Genomic DNA, 15,602 nt, shown 5'->3' with positions numbered 1-15,602 from the left:
ATCAAACTGGGAATGGCAGGAAAGAGGAAAGCATGTGGATGGGATGAGAAAATAAGAGATAAAGTCATTGGTATTGAAAAAATATAGAAAATGATAAGATGTTATACTTATTGAGCGTCCGCCCTGTGCAATCCTGGGTGAAAAGACACTTTCCTACAAAAAACGCATTTCGATCTTCCATCTTCCACCTTTTTAAGTTTAATTTATTAATAATCAATATAATAGCATGGTGGAAGATCGTGTTTTTAAGCCATTTATCTTCCACCTCCATCTTCCATCTTCCACCTCCGTTTTTATATGATAAATAAGCTATAAATATCTGATATGCACATACATATAGTTGGTTTTTTATCTATTTATGTCTATTATTGTATTTTGTTTTTCTTGCTATCTTTAGTGAAAATGGTCTTTTCTTTATCCCGTCCCGCATACCTGTGCCCATGAGCCCAGGTATGCGGGACCATAAGCCCGGGTACACAGGCTCACAAGCCCGGGTACACAGACTCAGATAACGGTGCAGAATAAAGACATAACATCCTTATTATAAGCGCATTAATAAAGTAACATTTTCGATATCATTTTAGAATAATCTTCGTTGTGGATATGGATAGTTTGTTCAAAACTGTTCCCTGGATCCCCAAAATCCCACTCTACTTTTTTAGGATTGCTAACCTGCAATACTATCATTTATATTCCTTTTCAAAAAAGCCTCTGACTCCGAAATACATCCACCACAGCCCACATTAGATATAATCACAATATTTCCATACTATATCCAGTTTCCTCATAATTTTAATAGTTCAAATGTTTTAAAACGCATTATATCATCATCCTCTGACTCCACTTGAATGTGAAATCCATCCGGACCGACAAAACATTGATTTAATAAATAAAGTTCTTGGGGTAACATTGTTTCTCCCACAATTTGAAAGTTCTTATCTAAAATAGTCACTGACATTGGTTTGCGCAGCACCCCCTCTTTAGGATCAATACTACTGTCTGGATGTCCTGCCAAACGATAGTAAACCTCTCTATATGAGTCATAGTGAATGCATCCATAATTCAAACTATGGACATAGTGATCTCTATCGGCTTCTGGAGAAAAATGTTCGAAATCAAGACTTTTCTCAACTGGTTCAATAACGATATCTTCTTTAGTTCCGGCATAAAACTCATGATATTGCAGTGAGTCTACATGATGTACTCTTATATTATGATCGGCAGCAAAACTAATAACCAGTTCATTATTAGGAGACAAGGTATAATAAGGGAAACGATATGTAAAACTTCCTCCCCAATTTCCAGAATGATACATAGATGGATAACTATCAGAATACCTAATAGTGTTCTTCTGCAAATTATAGAAAGCCATCACAGGACGATTTGAATCATTCTCACCCTCAAATTCATAAAAAAGAGTTCCGGACAACAATAATTCATCACCTATTTTTAAAATAGGAGAATTTGTACGCGGAAACAATTCAGAAGGTGCAAAAATGGAATCTCCTTTCAAACGTCTGACAATGTCTATTCGTTTCTTATCTTTCACATGACTACTATCATTCGTCAGGTACAGATAACGTGTCATCCTATCATACAAATAAATCGAATCTTTATTCAAAAACAAGTATGAAGTAATACTGCCAACTCCATTCGAGCCCTCCTGCTCAAACTTAATCTTACCCATATTTTTCACAGTCCCGTAATCATACAGTACAATCGAGTTATCATAGTTATTTATAAACGAAAAAACCAGTTTTCCATCCATATAGATCAATTGTAAATAATCTGATAATTGAACCGTTTCACTGTCCAACGGAAAACATTTATCTTCCTTCGCTACTAATGTATAATCATCAGTTCTATGAATTACAGTTTTCTTATCCTGCTGACAAGAACCTACAACTATCCCCAATAAAACTACAAATACAAAACTCCTAATCATTATCATAATACCAATAAAATGCTATATTTATACTATACTAAATTATCAATTCCGCTCAGATTTCCTTTAACGATGCTACAATCCCTTTGACCTGTGGAAGTAACTCCAGAAACATAGAACAGGATGAGAAACTAATATAATACACGCATTTATTCCCTTGCAAATACCATTCGACTTTCTGTAGCGCTGATAATTCATTAGTTTCCGGATGGCGATCGGCTTTATAAGAAGAGACAATCATCTTTTTTCTACCATTAATCGATCTATATATAACCTTTACCCGAGTAGCATCTGCTAATGCCGAAACACTGTCCCTCTCAAATATTTCCTGATAACATTTACAGTTTTGTACTTCTATAATAGTCAAAACAGAACCACAACGATCTTTACGCTTAGAATATACCCTCATAAACTTTGTCGTTTCATACCCTTCTCTTGTACGCCTCAAAGGTTCATCACAGGAACGCACAGCAGAAGGGCGATTCCATCCTTTAGGCACTTCAATCACATACGTCTCACCACGCAAAAGATCTCCGTGGGGTTGAGAAACTTGCGCAACAACCTGAGCACAAAATAAAAAACTTAAAAGAAGCAAAGCTGTCAATTTCATAACTGGGGTAAATTGAATACATAAATATGATCTTCGTCCTCCACAAAAACGCCATAAATCTTATGTGCAACTTCATCAACAGCAAAAGTGTTAATAAAACAGTCGAGTTTATATTGTATGAGTGGTTTCCCTTCCCAATCAAAGACTTGAATATTAGGGGTTGTTTTCCTATCCTCTACATCTTCTGTTGTCATATCCAGATTTAGCGTATAAATGTAATTATCCGTCGTGTACACACATATAGGATGTATAAGCCTCATATTATCATCTACCTCCGGACATTCCTGTCCTGGGAAAAGATCTAAAATTACATCTCTTTTTAGTTTTCCATCCTGGCCATAAATTCTGAAACGGCGTATATGTTGGTAGAACGAAACGAAACAACTCTTATCAGGCTTGGCGACGGTCATCTTTATATACGCTTGATTCCTGCCCAAAACAGATCCGAAACGTTCCTCTGTTTCGGGATATTCTCCCCATGATTCATGATTTCCGTCAGGATAAAGAAACCTAAATTCTTTTTCATTCTCAAAGCCGCCATTACAACAGTAGCTGCTATCGGAAATACTTATCAAGTCATTAAAACAATTAAATCCATAATTTAAAGTCGAAGTCTGTACGGTAGCTTTATCTTTCTCAACACTAATATGTTTCAGGTTAATTCCATCTAACATGACAAATCCATTCTTTTGATATTTCACAGGGGTAATAGAAAGGAGAACGAAATCATTCGGTCCCTGCCCCTGTGTCCCAAAACTATATTGAAAAGTCAAATCCGGCAAATGGAAGCATTGAAACATAGTATCCATTTTTTCATTGAATACTATCAGATTACTATCACATAAAACTAAACTCCGTGGATACAATAACACCGAAGGAACCTGTATTCTACCGGATTTCAAATTTATGGTATGCTCAAATTGAGCATAATGCATAATCCTATCAGATTCTATACAACTTGATACAGTTATCAATAAAATCCCCCATAAAATTCCACGAACTCTCAATCTTTTTTTCATGATAATCAAACTTTTATGTCAGCTTTACGCCACAAAGTTTGAGAAAAAAAAGGGCTTTAAGGGACAATTACAGGTCAAAAAGCAGTAAATTCAGGTCATTTGAGCATTTGTATCATACCCGACAAAGAAAATCAACATAGTTTTCTTTTTATGGTCTGATATTTTCATCTTTCTACCACTTCACAAAGAAAACCTGCCGACCTGCCTCGTTCCGAAATACAGTTTCCTCTTTTCCTCTTGATAAATTTCGGAGCCAAAGCACTGCATTTTGGGGAATATTATCATAATGCAATGTTAATTCTGTAGCCACTTGCTTACCCAACGAGATCCAACCATTAAATCCATCCTGATAATACAACTCATACTGATCTCCTAACCGAATAAAGTTATCATCGTTACGAGGCATATAGACAATCTTTCCGATCTTTGCCGCTTTCCCTAAATCAAGTGTCACAAAAGCTCCTTTTTCTTTGGTGAGAAAAAAAGTTAGCCCATCGCTATCATTCACTTTTAAACTATCGAACCGGTCATCCGCAATAAAAGTATTACTGCCACCAACAACTTTCGCACAAAGCTTCTCTTGATCATCTGAATTTCGGAACAACTGTAGTTCAGCCAGTTGAAGTGGCTTATCGGGAGGTGATGTGTAACGAATATACCGATACTTCTTTTCCGATGGCGGATAAGCTGCCTGATAGCTTACTTTAGGAGTATCTACTATCTGATACAGCAGGCAAGCATCCGAGAAGTCCAAATGATTAGCCCCTTCTATCTTACTTCCCACCACAGCACTGAGATAATCTTTCAGATATTGCCGTAACAAGAATTTACGATTCAGATCCATACTTTCTTTTTTGGAAAAATCAGGCTTATGATACTTCACCTCTCCCTTTTCATCCACAAGAAAAGGGTATCCGGCCGCTACCCACTTCATGCCATTAAAATAAAGTGGTTGAAACAAAATGCCCGGTTCCACATTTGTAAATGTAGCTTTGTTTCCTTTCTGCAATGTAATATCTATTGGCATACACCCTTCCAACGTAAACACGCCTAAACAAATGTATTTCTTGTTAACCTGAGAATCAATTTCGATTTCAACCTGGTTTGCCGGAAAATAATCATCAGTCACATCTTTCAGATACGGATCTTTCAGTGGGAACGGAACCGACTGATCACGCCGGATACCCGATATCTTTTCCTGCTGCGCTCCAAAGCATTGCCTGTACACCTTCCCTTTTTCACGTTTATCATTTCCTCCCCGTTCCACTTTAGTCTGAATAAACCAGAAAGGTACATATCCCCCTGTTGTATCCCTCAATACATTCCAAACATGTCCGGCCCCTTTCCCAGGACCATAATGATAAATGTCTGTAGCGGCGGGAATACCCAGAGCACGTAAGACATAAACCGTAAAATCACAAGAAGCCTCACAACTTCCAACCCTATTGGACAGCAAAAATCCTGCACCCAGATGCGGTAGTTCCAGCTCGACACTATACCTGAAATCTTTTTCCTGACGCAAATAGGCTCCCAAACAATCAGTAGCTTCCACAACATCTGTCCCTTGGTAGAGCGAATCCAATATAGATTCATAACGCTCTTTATACCAACTACGCCACTCCTCTAAAGGTTCATCCCCGACCCGATACGGTAAAATCAACTCGCAAAAATCATCAAACGGCAAATATTTATTCCAAGGGCGTTTTTCCCAAACCTCAAATGCTTGATCAATGTGATGAATCAGGAACTCAGCTCTAATTACCTTAGCATCATATACCCTTTTTAAAGTCCGATAAGAGAAATGCTCCCACTTTTTACGAGCTTCCTTATTTACCCAACCATCCGTATGTACTGTAGCCGCATGAATTGCTTTTAAAGTATCCAACTGCCACCCTTCATAACTAAAATAACGAGGCATATTTTCAATCAGAAATCGTGCAGCATCCTGTTTCAGCCCGCTATCCTTATAGTGTTCCAAAACTTTCTCAAGTTCTCCCCTATTCTCTCCGGCAAACTCCAAAGCATACTTCAGCCGCTTGTTCTCCGTACAAGAACAGCAGACAACAGCACTCAATAATCCGCAAAGCAAATAGGTCTTTATCATAATTTTCTTCTTTCCTGATACCCCAATCATACTATGTTTCATAAAAAGCCGGCTTACAATGAATTGCAGCAAGTTTACCAACTACTCCTAGAAATAAACCATTGAACAAAATCGCCCCCCTTGGTTATTTGTCCACCACAACCCGATCGTCAGCCGGCAATATTTTTAGCTTTATTTAGCGTCTCCTTTTATCTTCAGTTGCAAAGGCGAAGATTCCGAATTGCAATAAACCGTGATTGTTTTATTAAAATGCTCCGGATGCTCAGCTTTATAAGTTACCGCTATATCTATCGATTTTCCTGATTGAACCGGTTCTTTTGAATACTCTACGGTAGTACATCCGCACGAAGTGTTGATATCATCAATCACTAATAGATTCTTACCGGTATTCTGTATAGTAAAAATACATTTTTGTTCTTTCTTCCAATCAAACATACCCAAATCCATAGACAAAGCATCTATCTTCACCTCTGTTTGAGGACATTTTTCATCTGGATGAAATTGGCCGCCGGAAATTATATTCAAAAATAAATCTTTAATTTTAGAATTATGAATGGGGTTACCTATTGCTACAATTTTATTATCTTCATCAAGTAGAAATGTCTGAAGCATCATATCACCAGGAATTTTATTGGTATCATAAAATGTATTTTCCAAATCCAAACAGATTGGATAAGTAAAATTATCATTTTTAAGTGCATAAAAAATATCTTTCTTCATTTTAGGATAAAAAATAAAAAGAAAAGAAGTGTTTTTTTCGGACAGGCTATCAACATCGACAATAAATTGTTTCCATTTAGCTAACTTTAATTTACAGCTAATACAACCAATAGAATCCACATACATTACAATCCTATATTTAGTTTTTGGAATTGTAACATCTATATTTTGACCATCCATATTAAAAAACACTAAACTATCGGGAAGTATAAGATTTTGGCCCACCAAATCCTTAACTATAAAAAGATTTCTTTCTACATTTTGATTTTTACATGAACATACCCCTAATACAAGCGAAATCAACAACAATATGTTATAATATTTCATTTCTAATCTTTTTTATTCCCTACCACCTTTAATGCATAATTTTCTTGTAAAGTATTCAACTGAACCACAGAAGCAACCTCAAAATATCCATTTTTACTAGATGTATCTACAATCATATATATATAAGATGACTCTCCTGTTCTCAGTAAAGAATCTGTAACAAAAACTTTAGTGCAATTACAAGACCGATAGATTTTATTTACTTTTATATCATGAGAACTAACATTGGTAAATTTGAAAGAACATTTCAGTAATGTGTCATTCATAATAGTGCCAACGTCAACTCTTCTTTTATTAAAAATAACCTCATCTTTACTTTTCTGACCAAAACATATACAGATATTCACAAATAAAAAAGTGATAAAACATGAAAAAGTTTTCATTCTATTCGGAATTTATAAAAAACAAAACGTATATCATTCTCTGTTTCTAAAGGTAATTTACGTACTCCATAGTACCAGCCGTTATTGTATCCAAGAAACATAAAGTAATTGGGTACATCTATATCAGCCAACATATTTGAGTTTTGATACAACTGCACTCCTGTTTTTCTTATAATTCTCTCTTTCACATAAGTTCGAATCAACATATTAGTTTCAGGTACATAATCTAATCCAGCACTTGAACCAACAGTCTTATAATCTTTCATAAATGTCTTCCCCTCGTCAAGTTCTGTTGTTTGCGTATAATTACGATCAACATCTCTACCTTCAAACCCCATAGTATAAATAAGTTCATCCGGATACAAATAAACATAAATCAACGAATCCACATAATGATTTACATATACAGTATCTCCTCTCATTGCAAAACGAAAAGATTCAAAATTCGGAATAGGTTTTTCGTGATAAATTTCCGGCATTTTTCCCGTGACACGTTCAACCATCATAGTATTTACGTTCAATTCCCCAAAAATGTGCAATTTATCATAACGATCTGATTCTATCTCTTTCTCCGAAACGAAACGATCTATTAAGTTTACAGGAAAAATTATAATAGAGTCATTTAGATAGTAGAAATCAACTCCATAGTCAGTTAAATACATCATATTATAAGCTCTCGGAGAGTCATAATCTTTACATACTCCATTCCAACCGAAATTAATTCGTCCATGATGAAATAATTCATAATCCTGTTGTTTAAAGGAATGAAGCATTATTGAATTATCAACAATTAAACACTGATCCTTTTTATTTCGAATAGGATAAGCAAACATAAATTCATTTAATTCTCCAGGGCCATTGCCTTTTCTAAAATGTTCAGCAACAAAATCACCAGAATTAGCCTTATAATCATAAAATTTAGAATAATATGTATCAGCAAACGTAATAATAGAGTCAACTAAATAAAAATTTCCCCAACCACTGGTATAACTGGCATCAACAATTACCGAATCCAAATATATTTTCTTATTTAACAGGCTCTCTCCAGAATGAGGAATATTCTTTGCTTGACGACTACATGCAAACAAAAAACAAATAAGCAACAAGAATGCTATTTTTTTCATAATATAAACCAATAACTTTATTTCAAAGACTAAGATTCATATGTTTTTACTATCACATATGAATCTTAGTTCATTATTAACCTACTTGTTTAACGACAATTTCCATCATGATTAGAACAAGGATCAGCTCCACAATAAGCCAGGTTCCCAAGAGCGGAGCAAACATATCTGCCATCTGAAGCCCTACAATAACATTTAACGGTTTCACCACCTCCTTCACCTGTATCGGCCAAAGCCTCTACATTAGCTAAAGTCAAATCAGACAAGGTTGTTTCAGCTTTTTGGTTCTGATAAATGTTATAACCAGCAGACATAATAACAATAGCAATACTCAATGCCACATAAACTCTCTTTTTCATATATATATTCATTTTTACTAACGTAGTTTTGTATATTTCTGTCTCCTTTCTTGGAAGAGCCAGCTCCCTCCAGCAGAAAATCTAAATGCTTCATTTATGTTTTCCATCAGTTTTTTATTATATTTGTGCCTGTTAAACCTCCTTTTCTAAAGGTTGTCAGGAGCGGAGAAATAGCTTCCCTATCGACAAGTCGGCTTTACCCGCTCCTTTTCGAACCTGTTACACTTGACCTTAACTAAAGCGGAACTCCACAATGGGCTGGTCATTATTAACATCTGTCGCTGTAATAGTCTTATTTTTTTCATCTACATGGAAACCTGTGATATAACGATCTAAGGTGTATTTACACAAAGGTTCACCCTCAAGATTAAATACATAAATATACTGTCCACCATCTGTAGCTCTTCCTTCCTTCTGGTGTTGCGCCATGATCTCTTTAAATGTGCGTCCATGAAAAATAGCGTAAATAGCATCATCTGTAACCTGTACATCCGAGAATCCCATGATCCCGTCAGGAATTGCATAGCCACCTGCCAACTTAAATTCCGGCTCTCCTTTTGGACCTTGACAGACTTTATGAAAACCATTTTGAAGATTATAAATTTCAAGAATCTCTCCTAATTGAGTAGCGGCAATCAACACACCATTGTGAGGATTGTAGTCGATAAAACTACGCCAAGCTTGTGCCAAAGCCGGACGAGCTTCCTTCAAGGCTTCTTCATTGGAAGAAGGAATTGTTCCACTTTTCTTCAAGAACTTTCCCTGCCGGTTCACCCAGCAAAAACGACTATCTCCCGAATAGTCGGGAATTAGAAAAGTAGTATCATTGAATGCAACAAAATCGAGAGCACGCAGAATGCTGTCTTTATCGAAAGAGATCGCTTCTGCACGCAGAAGCGAATCTCTATCCGAAACAAACTCAAACCTAGTTAACTCGCCTTTGTTGGCATCTAAAGTCCAATACGAACCATCTATACATTTCACTGTTTCTACTGAAAGCATCTCTTCCGGTGAATCTCCCCGCCTGCCAAACGAAGACAGATAGTGGAAATCAGGGTAATGAAAAAGATGACAATACACATCACTACCATGTAAATCCAAAACGACCGCCTGATCACCGGACACATGAATCCGAAACGGATAACGCATATAAACTGAATCAAGCTGAATGACCTTGGAGTGTAGTGTCTCTTCCTTAGGGAAAGAAGCATACAACACTCGATCTTTTGGCAAATCCGAAGTGCACCCGGTAAATATTACCAAAAGAACGAGAAATGTCAGATAGTGTTTCATAAGGTTTATTAATAGTAATATAATACTTTAGATCCATCATTGGGACAAACCACTGAACCATATCCAAAACATATAGCGGGTGAAGTCCCTTCACCTGTCGCCAATGCCTCTATATTCATCATTACTAAAGATGAAGAATCTTTTCGCTTTTCTCTTATAAACATAGAAACTACAACTACTGTAACAACGGCCAATACTGCCAAAATCTTTATTTTCATTTTACCAATAAATTAATAAATATCAGCAAAGATAAGCGAGCGAGTAGAAGCATGCAAACATTCTACGTCAACACTTTTATTGATAACGTCATTTTATTAAATGACGTCTAAATATCAATATATTAAGTTCTAATAAGGTAGCAATTGATTTTATTATTAATTCAACAAATAAGACGGAAAATTAAAACTTTTAAAGTAACTTTGCAGCACCAACACAAGATATGGCAATATGAATAAAAGAATATTTTTAATAATCGGAGTCATTATACTATTCATTATGATTGCTATAGGGGTCTCAACCTATACAATCATCCACTCCCTTATTCAAAAAGAAAAAGAAACATTCAAGCCACAAGTCGAAAATATTTTAAAAGAAGCGGTAATTAACAACATTGCACAAAAATGCAAGGATTTACCTTTGAATGGACTTAGCAATTCACCTAAGAAAATAGGAACATACGAAACTCGTACTTTTTGTTCAAAAGATACGCTATTTACCTATCAACATAAAATTCAAGATATCGATACCGAAATATTCTTAGCCCGCCAATTAGGCTTACTTATGATGGACAGTTTACAGAGTACTGACATACAGAACTTAATAATTAAAAACTTAAATAAAAATGATATAAAGGGATATGTCAACACCGCAATCATTGTCTCCAAACATTTACAGAGAGAAATATGGAGTCAGCCCCCAAGTAGTATCCCCCACAATGCAGAAACGATTATCTATCGTTTAGAAAATGAAATTGTCAATGTAGATTACATTATGTATATCGACTATAATTTCTCAACTTTGTGGAAGCGAATGCCTAAAACCAATATCTACATCAATTTAATAGTGGAACTGATTCTCATCTACATCATCATTCTGTTTATACGGTATCATAGAAAGTATCGAAAAAAGACATCAGTACCAGCAGCCGATACAGCAGAGCCTGCACCTCATATCATCGAAACCATACCAGTCGGCAGTAGTGTAGAAACAGAAAAGCAAACTAATTCTACCATAAAAGAAGAGTTATCATTAAAGGATCAATTTGTTTTTGAAAAAGATTTTGTCTTATTCAACAACCATCCGATCAAAATGCCTAATCAGCAACAAAAAATATTAACTTTTTTCTTAAACAGTCCAAATTACAGAATAAATAAAAGTGATTTAAAGAAAGAATTCTGGCCTCAAAATGCTGATCCAACCAATAATATGACAAGTGCCATCAACAAATTAAAAAGAATTTTGGAAGAAATAGGCAGCAAATATACGATCATAACAGATAAAAAAAACGAAGAATGTTATATATTGGTAGATGACAAAACCACATAAAAACAGGAAGTTAACATTGTAACTTTACGAAGTTAACTTCGTAAAATTACGATGTTAACTTTTTGTAGACTATCTTATTAATTTCTTCCTCTTCATAAGAACCCTAAAAGCATACAGAATAAAAAAATGTGCGAGATACATCACGCACCCCGCACATAGCAACCATTTAAGTATTAAACAATTAAACTAAAAACATATGATAGTACTATATAAAAAAACAAGTCCCAATCCAGTGCTACATCAATGTTAACACCGAGATGAAACTACTCTTAGAATCTTCTCACACATATGCTCATTCTCCTGTAGGAGTTTATTAGAGCAACTTTTCAACTCAGACTGCTCCATTTCAAATGCCTTATTTATCGCAATAGATAAATCATATAATGGGAAATACCCTCTATCACTCTGAACAGGTTTTGCAGTAAAACCGGCAACATATTGACTCATAAACGTAGCATCAGTAACTAAACCATTCCAACCATAAGAGTCAACAATAATCACAGGCTTATGATTTAAAACAGCTTGAGCAGCGAAAAGTCCATCACTTATGATTAAATCAGCTTTCGAAGCATGCTCCATCACTTCGGAGGTCTGGCATAGCTGCGCTTGGAAGGTTTGTACAACCCGAGTGAAATCACGTAATTTCAAATCGACTACAGACGCAGTACTCCACGTGGAATATCCTTTCAACAGAGCTAAGATCCTCAATATAGAATGAAACTCATTAACCCAAATCAAAATAGATTTCTTCTCATTATCATTCACATTATTCGTCCATCTGTCACGAGAGGGCAACAAACAAGTATCACCCATTAATTCATTGACTGACAACAAATTATTTTGTAAATTCATTTCTTTAATACGAACATACTCCTCATCTTTAAAAGCGATAATCAAAGGATAATTACCCCACTCTTGTTCACTTACTTCCGATGTATAGTTCACGTCATACCCCGCACCTTTCAATAAGGAAACCAAGGCTTCCTGATTACCTAATTGCGTATACGTTCTGTCGCATGTTGATAATAAAATTCTCTTCATTATAACAACTATTCTACAATAAACTGTCCATATACATACCCACCAGCTGCATTGGTAAATTCAAGCACATAAGTTCCCGGAGTTAAATCAGCAATAGAGAACGAAGTAACCTGACCGGCAGCTGTTACATCCATAGAAGACGAATAAACTTCTTTTTTAGCATCAGTAATTTCTTTCACTGCAATATCTACATTACCTATAGCTTCTATAAACTCAATAGATAAAATAGTACCATCAATATCTGCAGAAATAGGAATAAGCGGATTGATAGAACGGCTACCTTCCTCAATAATTTCTCCATCCAAGATAATAGGTCTACGAAGAACTTCATTTGACATAGCATACATGGATTGTCCAATGAACAATGCCACAATCAATGATAAAATAACACGCAATTTCATATTTTATTTGTTTTGGTTTCGTCAAATATAGCGCATTTGGCTAAGATAGCAAAACAAATCACCCGGACAAATACAGCAAGGGTTAATACCACATAAATCACTATATATAAGCAATTTACACAAACAAGCAGAGGCATATACCCGGACAACCAGCATAAAATTGAACTAATATTTCTGCAAGAAATTATCCAAATCATCGGATACTGATAAATTTAATCGTTTTTTCAAACGTCCTTTAGCCTTTGTCACCGACTCAGAAGTCGTTAGAAAAGCGAGTCCCAAAACTTCATGTGTAATGCCAAATTTCAACAAGCAACAAATTTCGATATCATGCTTAGTCAAATTAGGAAATTCCTTTTTAATACGTATAATGAAATCATTGTGTAAAGCATTGGATAGATGAAATAACTTATCCCAATCACCATCCAAAAGTTGTTTTTTATCAGAGGCATTTTCCATGTCCTCTTTCTTTCTCAACATTAGTAGTATACGAAGTCCTTGCATGTAGATAGCATAAAGATCACCATCATCACTATCTGGTATATTCCCCTTCTTCTCAACTAAATGAACAGATAATGTTCTATTCTGATCTTCAAGAACGGACACCTTTCCTTGTAATTCTCCTATCTGATTTCGATAATCTCGTAATGTCTCTTTTTGCAAGTTTCTATAATTGAGTATTTGCTCTTGATACATTTCTATCTCGGTAACGTTCTGACGAATTCTTTGGCTAATATCTCTGATCAACTTCTGATTAGTTCGATATTTATAACAAATGTATACAATAACCAATATAGCAATAAAGCCTATAAACGAACCGATCAAGAGAATGTTCTTTTTCTCAATACTGGCTTGCAAACTTTCTTTCTGCCATTTTTCACTATCATACTTACCCTGCAAGTCCGCTATGTTATTCCGAGTTTCAATATCTCGAGTTATTATTTGTAAAGAATCTGCTATATCCTTATATCCAACAGCACTCTTAAAATCATTCAATTCTTTTTTCAAATCATATAGGCACTCATAAGCATCTCTCTTTACTATTAAATTCGCATTCTCAAGACACAATGCAAGATACATTTCTGCATCCTTCAGCCTGCCCATATATAAATATAAATTACCTAAAGCTAAATATCCAGAATATAATTTCTCCTGATCCTTTTCTTTCTTCAAGAAAGACAGAAAATAATATTCAGCCCCAACATAATCCCCTTGAGAACGATGAATAACCCCCAATTCTAAAAGTATAGATCCCACAGCCGAATATTCTTTCTGACTAGAAATATACAAAGCCTTATCATAATAATAATATGCACTATCTATTTGATTCTTATATAAAAACGCCCTTCCTATATTTCTATTAGCATATGTCATACAAAGTGAATCTGAAATACCAGAATAGTAAACAAAAGATAATCTATAGTCATTCAATGCTGCATCAAATAATTTTTGCCTTCTGTTCAAATCTCCTATTCCTTCTGACACTAACCCTAACAATTTAAACTGCTTAGTATTCTGAAGTACATCTTTCGCCTTTAAATAAAATTTCATAGCGTCTTCCACTTTATCAAGACTTTCCATCACTCTTCCATAATAATAGAAAGCTTTTCCTTTGGATACAATATCTTCAGTATAAGATCCATAATAACCAACCGCAAATTTAATGAGGGAATCCGAAGTAAATTTCATGTAATTCTTGTCCATAGCCTGAGTCATTAGCAGGCTATAATCTGCTTGAGCTTTGCCATGAAGGCTTTCAGGAGTTGGGATGTGCTTTAAAATAGTCATAGCACTATCCGGATCAGATTCCATTATTCTCTCAGCTTGAGACAATGATAATACAACTGTATCCGGTGTCGAATGACATGATACAACCAAAAGACCAAATAAAACAACAAAAAGATAACCAAATCGTAAGTGCGTGTTCATTTTCATTAAGTTTTTCGCAAAAATACGGAAAAAACTTAAAGTTTAACGATTTAAAGTTGCATTTTGTTCCATGCGCTGATGCTCTTCAATCAGCTCCATGTTTGATTTCGCTTTTGTAATAAAATCTTTTACTAATTTATTATTTTTAAAAGAATAAGGAGCATCTTTCATGATGTCCTCAATTTGAGGAGTCATAACCGGATAAGGCAAAGTACTGCAAAGCATCATAAATACACTTGGACCTAAAACCGTTTCGTAATTATCGGAAATAAATTTTTTGATAAAACCATTCATATCCTGCATCAACGAATCACCTTCGTGAGTCAGTTGTTCATGAATATCTGCCAAGTCAGCACCATCCATCACCATGCGTGCCTCTTTACGTTGCAACTCTTCTATCTGGATATCTAATGAGTTCTTTTTATCAATAAAAGCATAAAGTGCATTGTTCAAGGAGGTGCCTTTCGCAACCAATTCAGTATTTGTAATTGAAACTTGAATATTACCTTTTTCAATTACCAAAGGCATGATACTCTCGTCGCCAATATAAAGTGTAGCCATCACTACCGAATCCACTTTGCCTTTCATCGAAAACAATCCATGTATCACTTCTGCAGAATCAATATTAAGCCACTCACCGTTCTGAAGCACTTTAATAAAAAGCATCTTACCATCCAGGCTGGTTACAGAAGAGGCGCCTTCAATCTTATACTTACGGCTACAAGAAGTGAAAACAAAAAGCAAAAGTAAAAAAGGCAATACTTTATTCATAGGATACACAACTTTTTCGGTGACAAAGGTA

The 15,602-nt window shown here is 35.3% G+C and carries 15 protein-coding genes; 1 reads left to right on the top strand and 14 read right to left on the bottom strand.

The genetic code is table 11. The features are described 5' to 3' along the window. Positions 1 to 784 precede the first annotated feature (784 nt). From ISX59_RS09435 to ISX59_RS09390, 10 genes are all read right to left on the bottom strand, one after another. A complete protein-coding gene (locus tag ISX59_RS09435) occupies positions 785 to 1,945 on the bottom strand; it encodes a DUF4221 family protein (RefSeq protein ID WP_005807401.1) in 1,161 nt (386 codons plus the stop codon). A gap of 55 nt (positions 1,946 to 2,000) precedes the next feature. Further along, complete coding sequence (locus tag ISX59_RS09430) at positions 2,001 to 2,555, bottom strand: hypothetical protein (protein ID WP_032530590.1); 555 nt, start codon at positions 2,553 to 2,555, stop codon at positions 2,001 to 2,003. Further along, positions 2,552 to 3,562 (bottom strand): BF3164 family lipoprotein, encoded by a 1,011-nt coding sequence (locus ISX59_RS09425; protein ID WP_220575842.1) that lies wholly within the window; start codon positions 3,560 to 3,562, stop codon positions 2,552 to 2,554. Before ISX59_RS09425 ends, ISX59_RS09430 begins: the two co-directional genes overlap by 4 nt. A gap of 184 nt (positions 3,563 to 3,746) precedes the next feature. After that, a complete protein-coding gene (locus tag ISX59_RS09420; RefSeq protein WP_220575841.1) occupies positions 3,747 to 5,708 on the bottom strand; it encodes a transglutaminase domain-containing protein in 1,962 nt (653 codons plus the stop codon). 141 nt (positions 5,709 to 5,849) lie between these two features. Continuing rightward, positions 5,850 to 6,725, bottom strand: a complete 876-nt coding sequence (locus ISX59_RS09415) for a DUF1573 domain-containing protein (protein WP_032535765.1) — start codon at positions 6,723 to 6,725, stop codon at positions 5,850 to 5,852. 2 nt (positions 6,726 to 6,727) lie between these two features. After that, entirely contained in the window at positions 6,728 to 7,108 is a 381-nt protein-coding gene (locus ISX59_RS09410; RefSeq protein ID WP_080714500.1) for a DUF1573 domain-containing protein, read from the bottom strand. After that, positions 7,105 to 8,232 (bottom strand): hypothetical protein, encoded by a 1,128-nt coding sequence (locus ISX59_RS09405; protein WP_215907879.1) that lies wholly within the window; start codon positions 8,230 to 8,232, stop codon positions 7,105 to 7,107. The genes ISX59_RS09410 and ISX59_RS09405 overlap by 4 nt, the downstream gene beginning before the upstream one ends. Before the next feature lie 89 nt (positions 8,233 to 8,321). Further along, the gene (locus ISX59_RS09400; protein ID WP_032529686.1) at positions 8,322 to 8,591 is read right to left on the bottom strand and encodes an NVEALA domain-containing protein; all 270 of its coding nucleotides are present in this window, start codon (positions 8,589 to 8,591) and stop codon (positions 8,322 to 8,324) included. Positions 8,592 to 8,822: 231 nt separating this feature from the next. Continuing rightward, positions 8,823 to 9,884 (bottom strand): TolB-like 6-bladed beta-propeller domain-containing protein, encoded by a 1,062-nt coding sequence (locus ISX59_RS09395; RefSeq protein ID WP_220575837.1) that lies wholly within the window; start codon positions 9,882 to 9,884, stop codon positions 8,823 to 8,825. Between the two features lie 8 nt (positions 9,885 to 9,892). Next, positions 9,893 to 10,102, bottom strand: a complete 210-nt coding sequence (locus ISX59_RS09390; RefSeq protein WP_080714153.1) for an NVEALA domain-containing protein — start codon at positions 10,100 to 10,102, stop codon at positions 9,893 to 9,895. A gap of 229 nt (positions 10,103 to 10,331) precedes the next feature. On the opposite strand from ISX59_RS09390, the gene ISX59_RS09385 reads away from it, so the two are divergent. Beyond that, complete coding sequence (locus ISX59_RS09385; protein ID WP_220575836.1) at positions 10,332 to 11,429, top strand: helix-turn-helix domain-containing protein; 1,098 nt, start codon at positions 10,332 to 10,334, stop codon at positions 11,427 to 11,429. Between the two features lie 246 nt (positions 11,430 to 11,675). Here the strand turns inward: ISX59_RS09385 and ISX59_RS09380 are convergent, their stop codons facing one another. The 4 genes from ISX59_RS09380 to ISX59_RS09365 all read right to left on the bottom strand — a co-directional run bounded on the left by ISX59_RS09380 (position 11,676) and on the right by ISX59_RS09365 (position 15,571). After that, the gene (locus tag ISX59_RS09380) at positions 11,676 to 12,470 is read right to left on the bottom strand and encodes a hypothetical protein (protein ID WP_220575835.1); all 795 of its coding nucleotides are present in this window, start codon (positions 12,468 to 12,470) and stop codon (positions 11,676 to 11,678) included. An 8-nt stretch (positions 12,471 to 12,478) separates the two neighbouring features. Next, complete coding sequence (locus ISX59_RS09375; RefSeq protein WP_220575834.1) at positions 12,479 to 12,871, bottom strand: DUF3244 domain-containing protein; 393 nt, start codon at positions 12,869 to 12,871, stop codon at positions 12,479 to 12,481. A 165-nt stretch (positions 12,872 to 13,036) separates the two neighbouring features. After that, positions 13,037 to 14,800, bottom strand: coding sequence for a tetratricopeptide repeat protein (locus ISX59_RS09370; protein ID WP_032542542.1), 1,764 nt, complete (start codon positions 14,798 to 14,800; stop codon positions 13,037 to 13,039). A gap of 42 nt (positions 14,801 to 14,842) precedes the next feature. After that, complete coding sequence (locus ISX59_RS09365; RefSeq protein WP_005807430.1) at positions 14,843 to 15,571, bottom strand: DUF4369 domain-containing protein; 729 nt, start codon at positions 15,569 to 15,571, stop codon at positions 14,843 to 14,845. Positions 15,572 to 15,602 lie beyond the last annotated feature (31 nt).

The organism is Bacteroides sp. FSHCM14E1 (assembly GCF_019633785.1).
Taxonomy (GTDB): domain Bacteria; phylum Bacteroidota; class Bacteroidia; order Bacteroidales; family Bacteroidaceae; genus Bacteroides; species Bacteroides hominis.
The sequence above is the reverse complement of the archived record's forward strand: the minus strand, read 5'-3'. Positions and strand labels throughout refer to the sequence as shown.